Raw genomic sequence first — 21,254 nt, 5'->3', positions numbered from 1 at the left:
GATACGGCAAACGATCAGACCGGAAACAGCTCGCTCAGCTTCATGGCCAGCATCATGTCGCCTTCGGCGCGCAGCTTGCCGCCCATGAAAGCTTGCATGCCGTCGGTTTCACCGCTGACGATACCCTTGAGGGTTTCACTGTCCATCACCAGGGTGACGTTGGCGTCCGGGTTTTCACCTTCCTCCAGTTCGCAGGTGCCGTCCTTCACGTGCAGCGCGTAGTGCTTGTCTTCGTCGGTGATGTTGAAACCAAACACCAGATCCAGGCCTTGAGCGGCGGCTGGATTGAACTTGGCTTTCATGGCTTGTACGGCGTCGGCTACGGAGGTCATGGTACGGTCCTTTTTTTGGAAGTGTGCCTGCTGGAAGCATGCGGCAAGCGCGCAGTCTTGGGGGGGCCAAGGCTCGATGTGACAGTGAACGTCCTGCGAGGTTAGGGGGGGCATCGACAGCTGTCAACGAAAAATCATACGTGCGTTTGAAAGGCTTGTTTGATGCCGATCGTTTCACGGCTGGCCCAAGGCTTTGCCCCCCGGTATGCTGGGCCCATTCAATCGTCCCCTGGTTTAGCGGGCGTCATGCATGTAAGGAGTCACCGTGGAGTTTCTCGCCGATTACGCCGGTTTTCTGATCCGAACCGTCACCCTGGTCGTTGCCATCCTGGTGGTGCTGGCCGCGATTGCCTCGCTGCGTGCCAAAGGCCGGCGCAAACCGGCCGGTCAGTTGCAGGTCAGCAAGCTCAATGACTTCTACAAGGGCCTGCGCGAACGGCTCGAAGCCGGACTGTTCGACAAGGACAAGCTCAAGGCCTTGCGCAAGGAGCAGGCCAAGACCGACAAGAAAGCCAAGAAGAAAAAGCCCGATAGCAAGCATCGGGTGTTCGTCCTCGATTTCGATGGTGACATCAAGGCCTCGGCCACCGAGAACCTGCGTCATGAAATCACTGCCGTGCTGACCCTCGCGACGCCCAATGACGAAGTGGTGCTGCGCCTGGAGAGCGGCGGGGGCATGGTCCACAGCTATGGCCTGGCGTCTTCGCAACTGGCGCGCATCCGCCAGGCTGGGGTGCCGCTCACGGTGTGCATCGACAAAGTCGCTGCCAGCGGCGGCTACATGATGGCCTGCATCGGTGAAAAGATCATCAGCGCTCCGTTCGCGATCCTCGGCTCCATCGGCGTGGTCGCGCAACTGCCCAATGTCAACAAGCTGCTGAAGAAGCATGACATCGATTTCGAGGTGCTGACGGCCGGCGAATACAAGCGCACCTTGACCGTGTTCGGCGAGAACACCGAGAAGGGCCGGGAGAAATTCCAGGAAGACCTGGACGTCACCCACAAGCTGTTCAAGAGCTTCGTGGCCCATTACCGGCCGCAGTTGTCCATCGACGACGTCGCCACCGGGGAAGTCTGGCTGGGCGTGGCAGCGCTCGACAAGCAACTGGTGGATGAGCTCAAGACCAGTGACGAGTACCTGGCCGAGCGCGCCAAGCAGGCCGAAGTCTTTCACCTGCATTACGCCAAGAGCAAAAGCCTGCAGGAGCGTGTGGGGCTGGCGGCCAGCAGTTCGCTCGAGCACGTGGCGAGCAAGGCGTGGGGCAAGCTCACCCAGCAGCGCTTCTGGTAGCGGTCAGCCTTATGTAGTGCAGAGCCCGATGTAAACCTTGCTCCACTGATTGCCCGGGAGTCTTTCGCTGCCGGGTAATCTCTCTGGAGCCGTGCCGTGACCCTGCAAATCCCTTCCCCTAGCCCAGGCGCTTCGCCTGCGCATCATGATCTTGTCGCTCGTCTGCTGCCCAGTTGGCTGACCGGCGCCAGTGCCCAACGCCGCGCCGAGTATCAGCAAGCGCTGACCGTGAGTCACGCCGCTGACGCCAAGGTGCAACGTCTGATGAACACCCTCATGGCGCCTGCCGTATTTGCCGCCGAGCGTTTGGGCCCGGCCTTGCGCTCGCGCTTCAATCTGGACGTCGACCTGAGCAGCATGCAATGGGTCCGGTTCGAGCGCAGCTATGGTATCGACCGGCGCGTGACGTCAGTGCGGCGCCAGACACTGCTCGAAGTGGCCATGGCCAACTTCGGGCCTGAGGAAAGCGACAAGGGAGCCTATGACAGCGACACGATGTTGTTGCAGCCCCGTGCCCTGGAGTTGCTGGTCGCTCCCCAGTTCGCCTGGCGTCTGGACCGCAGCCAGGTGCTGCCCATCACACCTGATCAGTTTGCGCTTGCCTGTCGAGAAATCGATATGGGCCAGGCCTACCAAGATCATGTGCAGCAGGTGTTCCAAACGCTCGAGCCGGAATCCGGTGATGCACGCGAATTGCTGGAAGCCGGCTTTCGCAGCGATCTGCAGGTGCAGATCCTGAGGTCAGTGCTGCGCGGTGACATCACTGCCCAGTGTGAGCAGGTGCTGCAGCAGCTGTTGGATGGGTCTGCCAGCAATGTCAGTTGGAACGGCACTCCTGTCGTGGTTTCCGGCCTCCGCGCCCTGGTCACCTGGTTCAGAGGGGGTACTGTGCTGTCGGGCATGTTTGTCGTTCAGGCCTCTGCCAGCGCGCAGGCGCCTTGCGTGGTCTACCTGCCGGGTGATCCCGAGTCTCCACTCAAGCAATACGCCAGCCTGCAGGCATTCGCCGATGCCCTGCGCGACAAACTGCGCCGTCCGGGTTATGCCGATTATTTCGCGCGGTTCATTGGCGAGGCAGACCGTCACGGTTTCTTCGAGCGTTTGAACGACACGTTACGGCCCGAAGCGCTTTCCCTGTGGACCCCCAAAGGCCGCGTCGATGACCCCAACGCCGATATTGGCCTACGCCTCGAACCCCGCACCGGCGCTTTGGTCGAGCGACTGTACGAAGACACCCTGAGCCTGGTTGCAGCCAACGCACGTGCCTTTATCGTGCCTACGGCCGATATCGACCAGGCCGCCCGCGAGGCGCGGTTGCTCAAGTACCTGGAAGTGGGCACCACCTTGCTCAACGCCTCTGCGTTCTTCGTGCCCGGCGTCGGTGCAGTGGTGGCGGCTGTCGGCGTCGCTCAACTGCTCGGCGAAGTGTTCGTGGGCATCGATGATTGGGAGCACGGACAGACTCAGCAAGCGCTGGATCACCTGTTCGATGTGGCCGAGAACGCGGCACTGATTGCCGCCACTTCGGCCGCCGAAATCACCTTGGCGCGCTCGCCTTTCGTCGAAGGGATGCTACCGGTCATCGACCGCCACGGCACCACACGGTTGAGCAATCTGAAACTGACCGATTTTGCCGACCCGCAGGTCCTGCCCCCGCACCTGGACCCAGACCGTGCCGGCCAGTATCGGTATGGCGCTGACCGCTATATCAAGCTGGACGGCGTTGCGTACCGGCTGAGCGAGGATGCCAAACTCGGCCGCTGGTACCTGGAGCATCCCGACCCGCAAAACGATCTGCGCCTGGCACTCGAGCACAATGGCGAAGGTGCGTGGCGGGTGGCCCATGAAGACCCGGCACGCTGGGGCGTAGAGCAGGCCATGAGGCGCTTGGGCCCGCTGTTCGAAGACTTCTCGGCGGGCACGTTGCAGCGCATTCGCCACGTCACGGGAATCACTGCTGCGCAGATCCGCCAGATCCACGGCCGAGGCCTGCCGCTTCCGGCCACCTTGCGCCTGGCTGCCGCAGACTTTCGCGCCGCCCAAGGCCTCAAGCCGCTGCCCCATGACTGGCCCGAGCAGTCCGCCGTTCACGCCCTGCACCGAGATTTTCCGGGCCTGCCGCGGGAATTGGGCGAAGCGCTGTATCGCCAGGCCAACGCCCAGGAGCGCCAGCAACTGATGCAGCAGCGAGTACCGTTGCGTCTGGCGCTGATGGCCCATGAAGGCATTCGCGAGGTGCGCTTGAACCGTGCCATCAGCGGGTTGGTGTTGCCGTCCATGGCCCACCCCGGCAGCGTCAAGCTGCGCCAGGGGCTGCTCGATCTGCTGCCTGAAAGCGAACGTGCTGCCGCCTCTGCCGAGCGCATTGTCCGCCTTGCCGTGGCCGATCGTGACCGCGCCGCTCGCCTGATAGGCCAGCGTCGGACGCCCGCCTTCAATGGGCCAGAGCGACTGGATGACGGGAGGATCGGCTATCGCCTCAGCGGTCGTGGGCGCCCAGTGCAGGCACCGGATCTGCCTCATATGGCTGCAGACTTGATGCAAGCGCGCCGCGAGGCGGAGGGCGCACGACTGGAGGCCGTCTTGGACCAGTGGGCTGTCGAGCCGGCCACCGTGGCGGATGAAGACGGTAATCCGGTAGCCGTGGAAGCAGCAGACCGCAGCCTGGCCGCACAACGCCTGCGCGCTGCCTGGCACCGCGTCGCTCCACGAGTGGAAGGCATGGCGGGCGGCCCACCGCAGTATTTGCTCGACTTGTCGGAACTACGTGTGGGGACCTTGCCGACATTGACCGCCGATTTCAGCCATGTGTCCTACATCACCCTGGAAGGAGCGGGGCATGCAAGCCTGCCGGCAGGCTTTCTGCTGAATTTTCCCAACCTCACCGTGCTCGATCTGCAAGGCAACCTGCTCACCGAGATTCCAGCCGACGTGGCCGCCTTGCCGTATCTGGAGTCCTTGGCGCTGGAGAACAACCGGCTCACCGCTTCACCGACGATGTTCGATGCCCTGCGCAGGCTCGACCGACTTCAGGCGCTGGTCCTGCGCAACAACCCGATGCGTCTGCCTGCTGCCGCCGTGCAGACATTGAGCAGTTTGACGCCTCTGCGCTACCTGGGGCTCAGCGGCACCGACACTGTCGCCATGGCCGAGCACCTGCCGACGTTGGCCCGGCTGCCCAACCTGGAAAACCTCTGGCTGAGCGACAATGATTTACAGCTCACGCCAACTGCCATGCAAGCGCTGCGCTCGATGCCATTGCTGGACTACCTCGACCTGTCGGGCAATCCGCTGGGCGAGCACCTGGACCTGGCGGAACTGCCGGTCATCGGTGCCCTCAACTTGCGTGAATGCGGTTTGACCCAGTGGCCTCGAGGGCTGACTGAGCTGATGTCGCGCGATCCGCTGACGTTGCGCCGTGTCGCGCTCGACGCCAATGCCATTACCGAGGTGCCGTCGCTGGCCGAGCTGGCATTCTTCCGGGAAGAACCGCAGGTGACGACCCCATTGACCCTCTCCTATGCCGGGCTGAGCGAGCTCAGTGTCCGCCGGCTGCAAGCCGTGGGCGTGTCCTTCAAGTACCTCGACGTATTGGCCGCCACTGCCAGCCCTGAAGGGCTACAGCGGCTCCGTGAGCTTCGCGCCCACCCTCGATCGACACGTTTCATCCAATTGCTCGACCGCTTGGGCGAAACTGCGGACCGGACGCTTGCGCCGGACAACCTGGCCAGTCGCGCCTGGGCTGTGATCGACGGCGCTGCCCAATCATCGGCGTTGCGCGACGAGTTGTTCTCGCTTGCGCAGCGCCCGGATACCTGTGGCGATCAAGTCATCGCGCTGTTCAATGATCTTGAGGCACAGCTGCTGTTTGCCAGGGCCAACGATGCCACCTTGGACGGTCCGCAATGGGCCACTGAGCTGCTCGCCACCTCGCGCGGCCTGTTTCGCCTGAGCCGGGTCGAATCGCTGGCGCGGGCCGAGGCGCAGCGACGGGTACGCGAACGCCAGATCGAGCCGGACGAGTTCGAGGAGGTCGAGGTGCTGCTGGCGTACCGAATTGGCCTGGCGCAACGCCTGGAATTGCCCAATCAGCCCCATGGCATGTTGTTCGCCAACATCGAACCGGTTACGGCACAGCAGCTCGAAGCCGCCGCGCAACAGGTTCATCAGGCTGAGACCAGGGAGGCTTTGCTGGAGTGGCATATGCTGCAGGACTACTGGTTGGGCTACCTGCGCCGCACGTTCGCCGATCGCCTGGAACAGACCCTGGCGCCATTCGTTGCGCGGCAGCAGGCGCTGGAAGCGGCACCGTACGCTGAAGGGTACGACGAGCAACTGGTGGCGCTGCAGGTCGAGCAACACGCCGCCGAAGCGAGCCTGTTGCGGGCGCTGACCGAGCAGGCCATGGGCGGCTGAGCGGGCACACCTATCTACCGCAAACCCAGCCTGGGGCTTTGTTCCACTGGTGCTTCGCCCGCTACAACCCCGTAGCGGGCATTGCCATGGAGCACAGCCATGACCCTTGATCCTGCCGTAACCGGCGAAATCGCGTCCCATCAGTCATTGATCGAAACGGTACTGCCGCCGTGGTTGACGACAGCAGTACCGGAATTACGCGAGGCCTATTTCGCAAGTTCCCTGCTCAGTGCGCGTTCCAGTGCGGATGCCGCGCAGTTGCGCGCGCGCCTCCAGACGCCTGCGGCGTTCTGCGCGCCGCTGCTGCAGGCAGCGTTGCAGAAGGCCTATCCAACCCTGGGGCTGGACGTCGACAAGCACGAATTGATTCGCATGGTGCGTACTCGCCACGGGTTCACCACCCAGCTGACCCCCAGGCACCAGACCCTGCTTGAAGCGGCATTGCAGAACTTCCTGCCAAGCGAAGCGAAGCCGGGTGGGCTGGAAGCCGGTTCGGTCATTCTGCCCGTAGGCGCGTTCGGTTTTACCCTCAACGACGACGGCAGCCTGCTGTATCGCTACCCGGACAGTGCCCGTGTCAAGCTTGACGTGCATGATTTTGCAGCGTTGGTGCGCACGCTGGATCTGGGCCGTCAGTACCAGGAGCACTTCAAGTCGGTGTTTCGCCCGCTCGGGCAGACACCCAGTGCAGACCCCGAGCAGGCCGACACCGCCACTACCTTCAGCCTGGCCATTGCCGACAATCTGGATGCAGCGGCCGTCACCGCGCGTATTCGCGGAGACATCAGCGAAGCGGCCTACCAGGCGCTCAAGCAGATCACGCAGCCGGCGGACTTGCAGCTCCCGCGTTGGGAGGGCAAGGCCTTGCAGTTCTGCCAGCTGGGCTTGCTGCACACACCGCTGAGCACCGGCTACAGCCTGCTGGGCATGGTGCTGATCGAGCAGGTGGGCGGGCCGGCTTGCCTGGCTTACCTGCCCGGCGAGCCGGACCATGCACTCAAGGAATATGCTTCGCGCCAGGCCTTTGCCGATACGTTGCGCGAGAAATTGCGCGCGGTGCCTTACCGTGACCACTTCGCGCGCTTCGTCGCCCAGCGCAGTCAGGCGGCCTTTACCGATCGGCTGGTCAATACCTTGTCGCCGATACCCTGGATCCGGCCAGGCGAGTTCGCCAAGCCGCCGGTCCCCGACCCTGCGGCGGACATCGGCCTGCGCGCGTACCCCGTCGAGGGCAAGCTTGTGCACCTGTTGTATAGCCAGCAACTGATCAAGCTGGGTGAGAGTGCGCGGCTGGTGGTGGTGCCGACCGATGACGAGGATCAATTGGCCCGTGAACAGCGCCTGGCGTGGTGGGAAGGTCTGTTGGCGAGCGCCTTCGATGTCGCCACGTTCGTGATACCTGGCGCGGGCGAACTGGGGTTGGCCGTGGGTGCGGTGGAACTGGTCAAGAACCTGTGCCTGGGGGTCGATGACTGGAAGCACGGACAGACGGTGGAAGCGATCAGCCAATTCAGCGCGGTGGCGCAGAACGTAGCCTTGTTGGCCAGCGGAGCGGCTGCAGGTATCGCCCTGGCCCACTCGCCGTTCATGGAAGCGCTCGTCCCGGTCACCGACAGTGCCGGCACGCTACGTTTGCTGCATCCGGATCTGACGGCGTATGCCGCTGACATCAACCTGCCTGCCGAGGTTACGCCCAACGCGCTAGGCCAATATGAGCTCGATGAACGCACCTACGTACGCATCGATGAGCACTACTACCAGCAAGTGCTGGATGAGGCGAGCGGAAACTGGGTGATCGAACACCCCAAGCTGCGCGACAGCTATCGTCCGGTGCTGACCCACAACGAGGCCGGGGCCTGGCAGCACATTCACGAGCAGCCACTGCAATGGCAAGGTGCTCGACTGCTGCGTCGGTTCGGCGCTATCGCCGATCGGTTGAGCGATGCGCAACTGCAGCAGGTCAGCGATGCTTGCGGGTTTACTCCCGAACAGTTGCGCGACATCCATGTGAATCGACAGCCTGCTCCTGCGCTGTTGCAGGACGCGCTGCTGCGTTACCGCGCCCGGCGCGATGTCGAGCGCCTGGTGGCGAACGTTCGCCAGGCACAGCCTCCAGGGGAGGGCGCCGCCTACTGCCTGCCGCTGCTGCAGCGCATACCCGGCTGGCAGGAAAGCTGGGCAGTGCGTGTGGTCGCGGACGATGGTCATTTCGTGCAGTACGGCCCGAACGAGGCCGAGCCGATTGTGGTCCAGCGCCGCGACTGGCTGGCGGGCAACCTGTGCGAGCGTATCGTTAAGCAACTCGATACGACCCGCAAACAGCGTCTGTTTGCGGACAGCGTGGAGAACACCGTGCAAGGTCAATCCTCGGCACTGTCGCAAGCCCTGGCCGATGAAGTGCAGGCGGCCAGCGCTGACATTGCCGCCGGGCTATACGCCCAACAGGAGCCCACGCTGACCACCGAGGCGGCGCCGGTCAAGCGCCTGTTCCCGGGTCTGTCCGGACGTGCGGCCAATGACCTGGCGGCAAAGGCGCAGGACTGGGAGGTAAGTCAGTTACAGGGCAGCGGACGACTGTCGGTGCGCCTGGCCGAACAGGCGCGCCTGTACTTGCGCGAACAGCGTCTGAATGAGGCCTGCGAGGGGCTGATCGACCCGTCCCGTACATCCGAGGATCGCGATAGCCTGGCGCTCGGCCTGCTCGCGCACCTCCCGGGCTGGACGGGAAACACTCGGATCGAGCTCCGTGCCGGCTACGTCCAGGGCCGTGGGCTGGCCTCGGTGGGCGCTGAGTCGGCCACCGAGGTGAAGTACCTGGTCAGTCAGGATGGCCAATACCAGGCGTTCGATGCACGGGAGCAGGCGCTGGCCGGCAAGCAGGATGTGTTCGCGGCGCTGTGCAGTGCCCTGCCGGATACCGAGCTTACGGCGTTGTCGCTTTCGCGCTACGACAGCCAGGGGCTGCGCACGCGCTTGGCCGCGCTGGCCGCGGCCGATCGAACGCGGGCCGGTCAATTGCTCGGGCAAAGGGTTCTGCAGCCCTGGTTCAAGCTGCCCTTGCTCACCGAACACGGGGCGGGTTACCCGCTCAGTGGGCGAGGGGATGCCTCGTGGGGCCAGCGTCGACGCCTGCGAGCGCTGTACCCCAGCCTCAGTTACCGAGACATGGCCGAGCTGCGTCAAGTGCTGCGCAGGCCGGGTGAGAGTTTCGAGCTGGCGATTCAGCGACTGGAGCAGGATTACAAGGTGCTGGACAGTTCGCTGGAGCTGTGGAGCAAGGAGCTGCCGGAGTATGCCGTGGCGCGAGCCGAGGCACGTACGCGCCTGCTCAGGGCGTGGCGTGGCGAAACCTTTCGAATCAACCTCAGCGGAAGGAGCATTGGCCCGCTGCCTTTGATCACCGCGGATTTCAGCCATATCGTCGAACTGAAGCTGGAGCGCATGAGCCTGGCCGAAGACCCTTCCTTCTTTCTCTCGCGCTTCCCGATGCTTGAAAAGCTGTCCCTGGCGCAGAACTTTCTACGCGCCATCCCCGCGCAGATCAAAGCGCTCAAGGCGCTGAAACATCTGGACCTGCAGCTCAATGTGCTGGAGCCGGCAGCGGATGTGTTCGCCGAGCTGACCGCGGATGGCAACAGCCCCCTGCGGGTGTTGAATCTGGATCGCGCCTATGTGTCGAGCCTGGTAGACGGCCACGAGCAGGCGATACTCATCGGCGAGCAGGCGATGACCAGCCTTGCGCGACTCAAGCAACTGCGTTCTCTGATTCTGGCCAACAATGCGTTCACCATCGACGACCGGGGCATGACGATCCTGGGTCGCATGAATCAACTGGAAGAGCTGTCGTTGAAAAACACGTTCCAGACGTTGACGGATCAGGGTCGTCAGGCAATCAGCCGGCTGACACGCCTCAAGTCCCTGAACCTGAGCTTTACCGAGCTGGGGCAGGCGCCGGACGTTACCCGCATGCGCATGCTGGAGAAGCTGATCCTGCGCTCCACCGGTATCACCGAGTGGCCAGAGGGTCTGAGCTACCTGATGAATCGTCATGCTACGCCATTGCGCTGGATCATCCTGAGCGACAACAACCTCACCGAGCTGCCCGACATCGGCGGAACCACCTACGTCAGCATGATGCGCTCCTTCATACTGCGTGAGCAGTTCCACTTCACCCTCGACCGCAACCCGCTTTCGGAGCTCTCGCGGCGGCGCTTGCGACGGGCGCGGATCAGTTTCGAATGGGGCGAGCGCAACGCGACAGGCAGCGGACACGAGCAGGCCAGCAATGCCTGGCTAGCCGACTGCCCCGCCGATTTGCGTGCCAGTATCGAGGCGGACCAAAGCACCCCGGAAGCGGCTGCCTTCTATCGAGTGATGGCCCGACTGACCTCCACCGACGCTTACAAACGCCACCCCGAGCCGTTCAAGGCGCGCATGTGGTCGGTGATGCGCGCGGTGGTTGCCGATGCCCAGGCAGCGGGCGATGGGCTGGGGACAGGTGACTTGCGCGAGCAGCTGTTCGAGCATGCGACGCTGGTGGACGGCAGTTGCGGGGACGGCATGAGCGTTGTGCTGGATTATTTCGAGACCCGAACCCTGGCCTGGCAGGCGGCGTCCTCGGCCGTGGCCGGTGGCGAGGCGATGCTGCAGCCGTTGTTGGGCTTGGGACGCCAGCTGTACCGGGCGGCACTGGTGGATGAGTATGCCGCGGCCATCACTCAGGGACGCTTGAATCGACGTGCCGCCCTGATTCAGAACGGCCCGGAAACACCCGCGCTGCACGCGATGGATCAGATCACGGACGCGCAACTGCTTGATGGCACCCCGGACGAGGTCGAGATCCGTTTGCTGCTGCGTAACCGTCTGCAGGCGCGTTTGGCACTGCGTGCGCAGCCATCGATGCTGTACAGCGAAATTCTCTCCACCGAGACAACCCGGCAAGTGGGTAATGCGGTGCTTACGGATGAAACCGCCAGCGGGCTGTTGGACTGGCTTGCCGAACAGCCGTTCTGGAGCCTGTACCTGCGTCGGGTGTATCCGCAGCGCTTCGAAGCGGTCGAGACCTTGTGGGGGAACGTGCTGATTCATTTCGAAGAGGCGAAGACGCTGGATCTGTTCAGTGTGGAGCCGGAGAACCTGGGCGCTGTGCTCAAGGCACTCGGCGATCTGGCCCCGGAAACCCTGTGGACCGGGCCGCAAGGAGAGCCACTGCGCGTGGTGATGACGGATCAGGCGGCCTTGGAGATGTACGCCTCGATCAGTACGGGTCGTACCAAGGCAACCCGAGGGTTGATCAGAACCCTGTCTGAAGAGGTGACTGCAGCGAACGTCCAGTAAAGGACATCCAGGAAGAAGGAGCAAAAGGCTGGCGCGGCGAGAGCCCCGCCAGCCTTTTTGCGTTCAGCGACGACGGAACAGGGGCAGCGGTTCGTCGGTGGCCGCCTGGTAGGTCACGGAGAAATCCTTGAGGCTTTCCAGTGCTTCGTACGGATCTTTGTCGGCGCGCAAGGCGAAGGCATCGAAGCCGCAACGGTGCAGGTAGAACAGTTGGTCACGCAGCACGTCGCCGATGGCGCGCAGTTCACCCTTGAAGCCATAACGATCGCGCAACAGGCGTGCGTTCGAGTAGTTGCGGCCGTCGGTGAATGCCGGGAAGTTCAGGGCAATGACCTGGAACTGGTTGGCCACCTCGCCGATCTCTTCGGCTTCTTCGTCACTGTCCAGCCACACGCCCAGGCCGCCATCGCGGGCCTGGAGCGCCGGACCGTGTTCGCGCCACAGGGCCAGCGGTACGATCAGGTCATCGCAGTTGCTGATGCCGTCGAACGGGGTGTCCTTGGGCAGCAGGTGCCAGGTTTCGTCGACGACTTCGTTGTTCTTAATGATTCGCTGCATAGACGCGCTCCTTGAAGGGGTCGATGCCGATCCGCTGGTAGGTATCGATGAAACGCTCATCTTCGGTGCGTTTTTCCACGTACACGTCGATCAGCTTGGAAATGACATCGGGCATGGCTTCCTGGGCGAAGGAAGGACCAAGGATCTTGCCCAGGCTGGCATCACGGCTGGCGCTGCCACCCAGGGACACCTGGTAGAACTCTTCGCCTTTCTTGTCCACGCCCAAGATGCCGATATGGCCGACGTGGTGGTGACCACAGGCGTTCATGCAACCGGAGATGTTCAGATCCAGCTCGCCGATGTCGAACAGGTAGTCCAGATCGTCGAAACGACGCTGGATGGATTCAGCGATCGGAATCGACTTGGCGTTGGCCAGGGAGCAGAAATCCCCCCCTGGGCAGCAGATGATGTCGGTCAGCAGACCGATGTTCGGCGTGGCGAAACCGCCTTCACGCAGCTCGTTCCACAGGCTGAACAGCTGGGCCTGTTCGACGTCGGCCAGAATGATGTTCTGCTCATGGGAGGTGCGCAGCTGGCCGAAGCTGTACTTGTCGGCCAGATCGGCGACGGCGTCGAGCTGCTTGTCGGTCAGGTCGCCGGGGGCGACGCCGGTCGGCTTGAGCGACAGGGTTACCGCCACGTAGCCGGGTTTTTTGTGCGCCAGGGTGTTGCGCGAACGCCAGCGGGCGAAGCCGGGGTGCTCGCTGTCGAGCTGGGCCAGGTCAGCCGCAGAATCAGGCAATGCCTTGTAGTCCGGGTCAACGAAGTGCTTGGCCACGCGGTGCAGCTCGGCCTCGGTCAGGGTCGTGCTGCCGCCACGCAGGTGCTCCATCTCGGCGTCGACTTTCTGGGCGAAGACTTCTGGCGTGAGGGCCTTGACCAGGATCTTGATGCGCGCCTTGTACTTGTTGTCACGACGGCCATAGCGGTTGTACACGCGCAGGATGGCGTCCAGGTAGCTGAGCAGGTCCTGCCACGGCAGGAACTCGTTGATGAACGCGCCCACTACCGGCGTGCGGCCCAGGCCGCCACCGACCAGGACCCGGAAGCCCAGCTCGCCGGCGGCGTTGTGCACGGGTTCAAGACCGATGTCGTGCACCTCGATCGCTGCGCGGTCGGTGCTGGCGCCGTTGACGGCAATCTTGAACTTGCGCGGCAGGTAGGCGAATTCGGGGTGGAAGGTGGTCCACTGACGAACGATCTCGCACCAGGGGCGCGGGTCGATCACCTCGTCGGCGGCAACGCCGGCGAACTGGTCGGTGGTGACATTGCGCAGGCAGTTGCCGCTGGTCTGGATCGCGTGCATCTGCACGGTGGCCAGTTCAGCGAGAATGTCCGGAATGTCTTCCACGGCCGGCCAGTTGAACTGCACGTTCTGCCGGGTGCTGATGTGGGCGTAGCCTTTGTCGTAATCGCGAGCGATCTTGGCCATCATGCGCGTCTGGCGCGATGTCAGCTGGCCGTAGGGCACGGCGACGCGCAGCATCGGGGCAAAACGCTGGATGTACAGGCCGTTCTGCAGGCGCAGCGGGCGAAATTCTTCTTCGCTCAGTTCGCCAGCCAGGTAGCGGCGGGTCTGATCCCGGAACTGCTTGACGCGGTCCTCGATGATCCGTTGATCGTACTCGTCATAAACGTACATGGTGATCCTGTTCTCAGGCTGTCTTTCGCATCATCAGAAAAAGCACGCGCACGGTCGCGCACTCTTAGCAGAGCCGACGGAAGATAACAGTTTGTAAATAGACGTAAAAGTGACGTTTGAGTATATGCACCGAACCAGAATGCATAACAACGGCGCGTTTTCATGTCTTCAGGACATTGACGCGTTGGCGGGGCAGGCCTTGTGGGGGCGGGGCGGGCGGCGAGCCCTCTGCCCGCGAAAAGCACACCGCGGAATGCCTGCGGAGCTGCAGTGACCTTTTCGCGGGCAGAGCCCGCTCCCACAGGGTTAACGATAGCCTTGTGGGGGGCGGGCCCTCTGCCCGCGAAGGAGCACACTATGGATCCAGGTCTATCAGAGAGCCTTGCTGATATGGATGTCGCTGATGTTCGCGGCGTCGTCGCCATGCAGGGCGACCAACGCGGCCTTCGCTTCTTCCAGCGAGCCCGTTTCCAGTTGCGCGAAGTCCCAGCGACGCTGGCCGTCGAGGTTGTAGCGGATCACGTACTTGATCATGGGTGCCCCTGTATCAGGTGAATTTCGAAGCCGTGCGGCGCACGATCTTGATCTTGTGGGTGAACGTGCTCTTGCGCGTGACGCTCGACAGCTTGGTGCCGGCGGTATCGATGGTGATGTTCCAGAAACCGGTACTGGGCGCCGTGATCTTGGCCGGGAAGGTGTCGAACGCGCCGCCATGATAGGTATGTCGCCCACCGTTCTTGAAGCTGCGGAAGTTGGCGTCGCTCATCAGGCGGATGTTGCAGCGCTGGGAGCACTCGATGACAACTAGATCGTCTTCATTGAGGTGCTCGCGCTGGTGAACGAATTTCATGGGCTCTCCACAGTTACAGGTGCGCGAAAAAGCGCAACGATATCATGTGCATCGCAGCGCGGATAAATTCTACCGATGCATGGAGCAAATTCATGACCTTGCGGTCACAGGGTATTTAATGACGGAGATGCATCATGAAGTGGGCCTGGTTGACGGCAGTGGTAATGCTCGGTGGTTGTGCCACCGTGACGGACATCGAGAAAAGCCCCGAGACCATGAGTGTGATTTCCGGCAAGACCCCCAAGGAATATTCCACCTGTGTGGTCGCCCAGTTGAGCGACAGCCGCGGACCGTCGGTGATCGAACAGAAACACGACGGCTATCGCATCATCGTTCCGCAGAAACTCTCCAAGGATCCGGCCGCCGTGCTGATCGTCGACGATCGTTCCGGCGGCAGCAGCATCAAGGTGCACGAGCGCCTGTCCAACGTACCGTTGCGCCCGGCCGATGTACGCCAGGCGGCCGAGAAATGCATCTCCGGCTGAGCCGGTCCTACTTGCAGATCACCACCAGGCTGCGGGTCTGGTAGTTGCCCAGGTCGGCATCCGCCAGCCCAGCCTCGTCCGCACGTCGCGGCACGCCCTGAGTCGCTACTGTCTGGTAGCCGCTGGGGCACTCGAGTCTTGCCTGCTCGTCGCACTTGTCCCAGGACATGGCCTGACCCGAACAGTCGATGTTCAAGCCCTGTTGGCCGTTCTTCAAAATGGTGGGGGAAGTACTCGCGCAGGCCGAAACGGCGAGCACGGCGATGCAAGACAGGGTAGTGCGCAGGAGGGTGTTCATGGGGCGGGATTCTTCAGGTAGACAAGGGGGCCGCTATGCGGTGGCCCAATGCTATACACTGGCAAGCGGCAAGGGTAGTTGTGCAAGGAAAAATTCCGTTGCTCGACTGATGTAGCAATATTTACCCTGCAGTGGAACTATATGCATCAGGATTTCTCTATCAACCAATCAATTGGCCAGCGGCAGACATTGTGAAGTAGTCGACGCCTGAAACCGACTGTGCCGTACCTCGTCAGCATTGCTCTTTTGTAAGGACTCACATGATCAAGAAATGCTTGTTTCCAGCGGCCGGCTACGGTACTCGCTTCCTTCCAGCGACCAAAGCAATGCCCAAGGAAATGCTGCCGATCGTCAACAAGCCACTGATCCAGTACGGCGTCGAAGAAGCCTTGGAAGCTGGCCTGAGCCAGATCTCCATCGTCACCGGTCGCGGCAAGCGCGCGATCGAAGACCACTTCGACATCAGCTATGAGCTGGAAACCCAGATCAAGGGCACCGAGAAAGAGAAGTACCTGGTCGGCATCCGCAAACTGATCGACCAGTGCACCTTCTCCTACACCCGCCAGGTGCAGATGAAGGGCCTGGGCCACGCCATCCTCAGCGGTCGTCCACTGATCGGTGACGAGGCGTTCGCCGTGGTGCTGGCGGACGACATGTGCGTGAATCTGGAAGGCGACGGCGTGCTGCAGCAGATGGTCAAGCTGTACAACCAGTTCCGCTGCTCGATCGTCGCCATTCAGGAAGTCGATCCTCAGGAAACCAACAAGTACGGCGTGATCGCCGGCGACATGATTCGTGAAGACATCTATCGCGTGACCAGCATGGTTGAAAAGCCAAAGCCCGAAGATGCCCCATCGAACCTGGCCATCATCGGCCGCTACATCCTGACCCCGGACATCTTCGACCTGATCGAACAGACCGAGCCAGGCAAGAGTGGCGAGATCCAGATCACCGATGCCCTGATGAAGCAGGCCCAGAACGGTTGCGTACTGGCCTACAAATTCAAGGGCGAGCGTTTCGACTGCGGCGGCGCGGAAGGCTACATCGACGCCACCAACTTCTGTTTCGAAAACTTCTACAAAACCGGCAAGGCGTTCATCTGACGCCTTACCGGCTTGCATGATCGACGCCGCTGCTCTTCGGACAGCGGCGTTCTTGTTTATGGCTACGGCCCGTTGGCGGGTCGTGCAGGTGCCAGGAGAGCAACATGAGCTATGACTTCGATTTATTCGTGATTGGCGCCGGTTCCGGCGGTGTGCGCGCAGCGCGTTTTGCCGCAGGTTTCGGAGCGAAGGTGGCAGTGGCCGAGAGCCGCTACCTGGGTGGAACCTGCGTCAACGTGGGCTGCGTACCGAAGAAGCTGCTGGTTTACGGCGCGCACTTTGCCGACGACTTCGACCATGCCAGCGGCTTTGGCTGGAGCCTGGAAAAACCCTCGTTTGACTGGTCGACCCTGATCGCCAACAAGAACAAGGAAATCGAACGGCTCAATGGCATCTACCGCAATCTGCTGGTGAACAGCGGCGTCAAGCTGATCGAAGGCCATGCGCGCCTGGTCGACCCGCATACGGTCGAAGTGGACGGCCAGCGCTTCAGCGCCGAGCACATCCTTGTGGCAACCGGTGGCTGGCCGCAGATCCCCGACGTGCCGGGGCGCGAGCATGCCATCACCTCGAATGAGGCGTTTTTCCTCGAGCAGTTGCCCAAGCGGGTGATCGTGGTAGGGGGCGGCTACATCGCCGTCGAATTCGCCGGCATCTTCAATGGCCTGGGCAGTGAAACCACCTTGCTCTACCGCGGCGAGATGTTCCTGCGTGGCTTCGACGGATCGGTACGCAAACACCTGAGTGAGGAGCTGACCAAGCGTGGCATGAACCTGCAGTTCAACGCCGACATTGCCCGCATCGACAAGCTCGATGACGGCAGCCTCAAGGTCACCCTCAAGGACGGCCGCGAGTTGGCGGCCGATTGCGTGTTCTACGCCACCGGACGTCGGCCGATGCTAGACAATCTGGGGCTGGAGAACACCGGTGTGAAGCTGGACGACAAGGGGTTCATCCAGGTCGACGAGCAGTTCCAGACCACCGAACCGTCGATCCTGGCGCTGGGTGATGTGATTGGCCGGGTGCAACTGACGCCCGTGGCGTTGGCCGAGGGTATGGCCGTGGCGCGTCGGCTGTTCAAGCCGGAGCAGTATCGCCCCGTGGATTACCGGCACATTCCAACCGCGGTGTTCAGCCTGCCGAACATCGGTACCGTCGGCCTGACCGAGGAAGAGGCACGGGGGCAGGGCCACTCGGTGCAGATTTTCGAAAGCCGTTTCCGGCCCATGCAGTTCAGCCTGACCCACAGCCAGGAGCGCACCCTGATGAAGCTGGTGGTCGATGCCGATACCGACAAGGTGCTGGGTTGCCACATGGTCGGTCCGGATGCCGGCGAGATCGTTCAGGGCCTGGCCATCGCCTTGAAGGCGGGCGCGACCAAGCAGGTGTTCGACGAAACCATCGGCGTGCACCCCACGGCCGCCGAAGAGTTCGTCACCATGCGTACACCGGTAGACGCTTGAGCCTTGGGCCTGCCGGTCAGTCCGGCAGGCCAACCACGGCGGCGTATTCCTGCAGCGCGGCATCGTGGCTGATGCCCAGCTTTTCCATGGCGCAGCGTTTCTGGCGGCTGATGGTCTTCTCGCTGCGATCCAGATGGGCAGCCACGTCACGTCCGCTCATGCCGCCTACCAGCAATTTCAGCACTTCCAGTTCACGGGTCGAGAGGCGCTCATGGGCGCCCCGGGGTTCGACTTCGTATTCGGCCAGGCGCCGGGTGAAGCGGGCGCTGAGGTAGTGGCTGCCGCGCATCAGGGTGTAAGCCGCCGTGCTCAGGTTGCTCAGGCATTCCTGCTTGTCGTACAGGCCCCGCGCACCGCTGTCGAGAATGGCGCGCAGTACCATGGGGTTGTCCAGCGTGGTCAATACCAGCACCGGCAGGCGTGGGTAGCGCTGACGCACTTGACGCAGCAAAGCCAGGCCGTCGCCACCGTGCTGTTGGGGCATGTGGTAGTCAGTGATCAGCAGATCACAAGCATGCTGCTGCAACGATTCGAGGACCCGGCTGGCATTCTCGGCCTCATCGATGACGCTGAAGCGTGAACGCGGTGCACGCTCCAAGGCGATGCGCAGCCCGAGTCGAACGGCCGAATGGTCGTCGGCCACGATGGTTTTGATAGTCACCTGGTTGATCTCATCTGCGAAAGCGGGCCTCATGCTAGCCGTGGTGCGAGGGCATGGCTGTAAGGAGGACGTGTGTGCAGACGTGAGAAAAGTCGACAAAACGCGGCAGCATTGCCCCTCGTTCACAATTCTTCTTTATTATGGGTAGCTTCGATAGGCAAAACCAATCACCAGCATCCAGTTTGCCAATGAGCTATCGGGCGAGCATGTGTTTAGGATGCTCCCTATCGAATTCAAACACGATTTCAACCCCCTGAAGGAGAGTCACCGATGCCGATCATCAACAGCCAAGTCAAGCCATTCAACGCTACCGCTTACCACAACGGCGCTTTCGTGCCGGTCAGCGACGCCGATCTGAAAGGCAAGTGGTCTGTCGTATTCTTCTACCCAGCCGACTTCACCTTCGTCTGCCCAACCGAACTGGGCGACCTGGCCGACAACTACGAAGCGTTCAAGCAACTGGGCGTGGAAATCTACGGTGTGTCGACTGACACCCACTTCACCCACAAAGCCTGGCATGACACCTCGGACACCATCGGCAAGATCCAGTACCCGCTGATCGGCGATCCGACCCACGTCATCTCGAAGAACTTCGACGTGCTGATCGAAGCCGACGGCATCGCTGACCGTGGCACCTTCGTGATCAACCCAGAAGGCCAGATCAAGATCGTCGAGCTGAACGACGGTGGTGTAGGCCGCGACGCTTCCGAGCTGCTGCGCAAAGTCAAAGCTGCCCAGTACGTTGCTGCTCACCCAGGCGAAGTCTGCCCAGCCAAGTGGAAAGAAGGCGAAGCCACTCTGGCTCCATCGCTGGACCTGGTTGGCAAGATCTAAGCAGCTTCCCGAGCTGTGTCCCGCGGGTCACTTCCTGCGGGATCGCGACATCCGTTACGCGATGGCGACACCTCCGTAACGGACCGCTTTCGTATCATCGTTTCCAAAAGTATCTCGCTCACGCGGGGCTCAGCGCCCTGGCGGGCAACTGTCGTCTTCGAAACACTCAAAACGGAAATCGCCCTCATGTTGGACGCCAATCTTAAAGCCCAGTTGAAAGCCTATCTGGAACGGGTCACCCAACCGATCGAGATCGTCGCGTCCCTTGATGACGGCGCGAAATCCCAAGAATTGCTCGGTCTGCTGCGTGACATCGATGCACTGTCGGACAAGATCACGCTGCTGGACAACGGTAACGATGCGCGCAAGCCGTCGTTCTCCATCAATCGCCCCGGAGCGGACATCGGCCTGCGTTTCGCCGGTATCCCCATGGGTCACGAATTTACCTCGCTGGTACTGGCGCTGCTGCAGGTGGGTGGCCACCCATCCAAGGCCAGTGCCGAGGTCATCGAACAGATCGCTGCCCTGAAAGGCGAGTTCCTGTTCGAAAGTTACTTCTCGCTGTCGTGCCAGAACTGCCCGGACGTGGTCCAGGCACTGAACCTGATGGCGGTGCTCAACCCCAACATTCGTCACGTGGCCATCGACGGCGCCCTGTTCCAGGCCGAAGTCGAAGAGCGTCAGGTGATGGCTGTGCCAAGCATTTACTTCAATGGCAAGAACTTCGGCCAGGGCCGCATGGGTCTGGAAGAGATTCTGGCCAAGATCGACACCAGCGCCAGTGATCGTCAGGCGGAAAAGCTCAACGCCAAGCAGGCGTTCGACATGCTGGTGATCGGCGGCGGCCCTGCCGGTGCATCGGCGGCTATCTATGCGGCGCGTAAAGGTATCCGTACCGGCGTTGCGGCTGAGCGTTTCGGCGGGCAAGTGCTGGACACCATGGCCATCGAGAACTTCATTTCCGTGCAGGAAACCGAAGGTCCGAAGCTGGCCGTCGCCTTGGAAGAGCACGTCAAGCAGTACGACGTGGACATCATGAACCTGCAGCGCGCCGAGAAACTGGTGCCGGGCAAGGACGGTGCGCCTCACGAGGTGATCTTCGCCAGCGGCGCGTCGCTCAAGGCCAAGACGCTGATCCTGGCGACCGGTGCGCGCTGGCGTGAAATGAACGTGCCGGGCGAGCAGGAATACCGTAACCGCGGCGTGGCCTACTGCCCGCACTGTGACGGTCCGCTGTTCAAGGGCAAGCGCGTGGCAGTGATCGGCGGTGGTAACTCGGGTGTGGAAGCGGCCATCGACCTGGCCGGTATCGTCGCCCACGTGACCCTGATCGAGTTCGACACACAATTGCGTGCCGACGCCGTGTTGCAGCGCAAGCTGCACAGCCTGCCCAACGTCAAGGTCATCACCAGTGCGCTGACCACTGAAGTGACCGGTGACGGACAGCGCGTCAATGGCCTGCGCTACAAGGATCGCCAGAGCAGCGAACATCATGAAATCGCGCTGGAAGGTATCTTCGTGCAAATCGGCCTGCTGCCCAACACCGACTGGCTCAAGGGCACCATCGAGCTGTCGAACCGTGGCGAGATCATGGTCGACGCCCGCGGTGAAACCGATTTGCCGGGTATCTTTGCCGCCGGTGACGTGACCACCGTGCCTTACAAGCAGATCGTCATCGCGGTCGGCGAGGGCGCCAAGGCGTCGCTCTCGGCATTCGATCACCTGATCCGCACGTCCGCCCCGGCCTGATACAACGGAAAAGCCCCCTGTAGCAGCGGCGCGAGCCGCGTCGCTTTTGACTTATACACTTCCTGGATAGCACTTACGCAACTACGGTTGCTACGGTTATATCGCACTGGAGTTGCATGCTTTTATACAGTCGGATGTGACCGTTCGGCAGCGCCACAAAAAACAGCAGATGCTCTTCGATGTTTTCACATCCTTTTCACAGCCACTGTTCCACTATGAAATCCGCTGATGGAAC

General features: G+C 62.0%; 15 protein-coding genes. 8 read left to right on the top strand and 7 right to left on the bottom strand.

Annotation, left to right across the window (positions count from 1 at the left end; translation table 11 throughout):
• Positions 1 to 14: 14 nt before the first annotated feature.
• Positions 15 to 332: an SCP2 sterol-binding domain-containing protein gene (locus ASF66_RS04115; RefSeq protein ID WP_049859445.1), complete on the bottom strand. Its 318-nt coding sequence runs from the start codon at positions 330 to 332 to the stop codon at positions 15 to 17.
• Positions 333 to 597: 265 nt separating this feature from the next.
• Here ASF66_RS04115 and sohB point away from each other — a divergent pair, with 265 nt between their 5' ends.
• From sohB to ASF66_RS04100, 3 genes are all read left to right on the top strand, one after another.
• Positions 598 to 1,623 carry a protease SohB gene (sohB, locus tag ASF66_RS04110; RefSeq protein WP_049859446.1) on the top strand — a complete coding sequence of 342 codons (1,026 nt, stop codon included), beginning with the start codon at positions 598 to 600 and terminating at the stop codon, positions 1,621 to 1,623.
• A gap of 96 nt (positions 1,624 to 1,719) precedes the next feature.
• A complete protein-coding gene (locus ASF66_RS04105) occupies positions 1,720 to 6,039 on the top strand; it encodes an NEL-type E3 ubiquitin ligase domain-containing protein (protein ID WP_056842829.1) in 4,320 nt (1,439 codons plus the stop codon).
• Positions 6,040 to 6,138: 99 nt separating this feature from the next.
• Complete coding sequence (locus ASF66_RS04100) at positions 6,139 to 11,376, top strand: dermonecrotic toxin domain-containing protein (protein WP_056842828.1); 5,238 nt, start codon at positions 6,139 to 6,141, stop codon at positions 11,374 to 11,376.
• A 63-nt stretch (positions 11,377 to 11,439) separates the two neighbouring features.
• Here the strand turns inward: ASF66_RS04100 and ASF66_RS04095 are convergent, their stop codons facing one another.
• The 4 genes from ASF66_RS04095 to ASF66_RS04085 all read right to left on the bottom strand — a co-directional run bounded on the left by ASF66_RS04095 (position 11,440) and on the right by ASF66_RS04085 (position 14,426).
• Positions 11,440 to 11,934: a DUF934 domain-containing protein gene (locus tag ASF66_RS04095; RefSeq protein ID WP_049859449.1), complete on the bottom strand. Its 495-nt coding sequence runs from the start codon at positions 11,932 to 11,934 to the stop codon at positions 11,440 to 11,442.
• Complete coding sequence (locus tag ASF66_RS04090; protein ID WP_056842827.1) at positions 11,918 to 13,576, bottom strand: nitrite/sulfite reductase; 1,659 nt, start codon at positions 13,574 to 13,576, stop codon at positions 11,918 to 11,920. Before ASF66_RS04090 ends, ASF66_RS04095 begins: the two co-directional genes overlap by 17 nt.
• Before the next feature lie 372 nt (positions 13,577 to 13,948).
• Positions 13,949 to 14,110: a hypothetical protein gene (locus ASF66_RS22725; protein ID WP_177331284.1), complete on the bottom strand. Its 162-nt coding sequence runs from the start codon at positions 14,108 to 14,110 to the stop codon at positions 13,949 to 13,951.
• A gap of 13 nt (positions 14,111 to 14,123) precedes the next feature.
• On the bottom strand, positions 14,124 to 14,426 hold the full coding sequence (locus ASF66_RS04085; RefSeq protein WP_049859451.1) for a DUF1883 domain-containing protein: 303 nt from the start codon (positions 14,424 to 14,426) through the stop codon (positions 14,124 to 14,126).
• Positions 14,427 to 14,560: 134 nt separating this feature from the next.
• On the opposite strand from ASF66_RS04085, the gene ASF66_RS04080 reads away from it, so the two are divergent.
• Positions 14,561 to 14,911, top strand: coding sequence for a hypothetical protein (locus ASF66_RS04080; protein ID WP_049859452.1), 351 nt, complete (start codon positions 14,561 to 14,563; stop codon positions 14,909 to 14,911).
• Between the two features lie 7 nt (positions 14,912 to 14,918).
• Here ASF66_RS04080 and ASF66_RS04075 read toward each other — a convergent pair whose 3' ends face one another.
• Positions 14,919 to 15,209 (bottom strand): hypothetical protein, encoded by a 291-nt coding sequence (locus tag ASF66_RS04075; RefSeq protein WP_056842826.1) that lies wholly within the window; start codon positions 15,207 to 15,209, stop codon positions 14,919 to 14,921.
• Positions 15,210 to 15,469: 260 nt separating this feature from the next.
• On the opposite strand from ASF66_RS04075, the gene galU reads away from it, so the two are divergent.
• Complete coding sequence (gene galU / locus ASF66_RS04070) at positions 15,470 to 16,312, top strand: UTP--glucose-1-phosphate uridylyltransferase GalU (RefSeq protein ID WP_049859454.1); 843 nt, start codon at positions 15,470 to 15,472, stop codon at positions 16,310 to 16,312.
• Positions 16,313 to 16,416: 104 nt separating this feature from the next.
• On the top strand, positions 16,417 to 17,775 hold the full coding sequence (gene gorA / locus ASF66_RS04065) for a glutathione-disulfide reductase (protein WP_056842825.1): 1,359 nt from the start codon (positions 16,417 to 16,419) through the stop codon (positions 17,773 to 17,775).
• 16 nt (positions 17,776 to 17,791) lie between these two features.
• On the opposite strand, the gene ASF66_RS04060 is transcribed toward gorA, so the two are convergent.
• On the bottom strand, positions 17,792 to 18,436 hold the full coding sequence (locus tag ASF66_RS04060; RefSeq protein ID WP_162240069.1) for a response regulator: 645 nt from the start codon (positions 18,434 to 18,436) through the stop codon (positions 17,792 to 17,794).
• A gap of 270 nt (positions 18,437 to 18,706) precedes the next feature.
• Here ASF66_RS04060 and ahpC point away from each other — a divergent pair, with 270 nt between their 5' ends.
• Both ahpC and ahpF read left to right on the top strand, forming a co-directional pair.
• Positions 18,707 to 19,270, top strand: a complete 564-nt coding sequence (ahpC, locus tag ASF66_RS04055) for an alkyl hydroperoxide reductase subunit C (protein WP_043189224.1) — start codon at positions 18,707 to 18,709, stop codon at positions 19,268 to 19,270.
• A gap of 186 nt (positions 19,271 to 19,456) precedes the next feature.
• Positions 19,457 to 21,019 (top strand): alkyl hydroperoxide reductase subunit F, encoded by a 1,563-nt coding sequence (gene ahpF / locus ASF66_RS04050; protein ID WP_056842823.1) that lies wholly within the window; start codon positions 19,457 to 19,459, stop codon positions 21,017 to 21,019.
• Positions 21,020 to 21,254: the final 235 nt, after the last annotated feature.

The organism is Pseudomonas sp. Leaf129 (assembly GCF_001423465.1).
Lineage (GTDB): Bacteria > Pseudomonadota > Gammaproteobacteria > Pseudomonadales > Pseudomonadaceae > Aquipseudomonas > Aquipseudomonas coleopterorum.
This window is presented reverse-complemented; position numbering and strand designations above follow the sequence as displayed.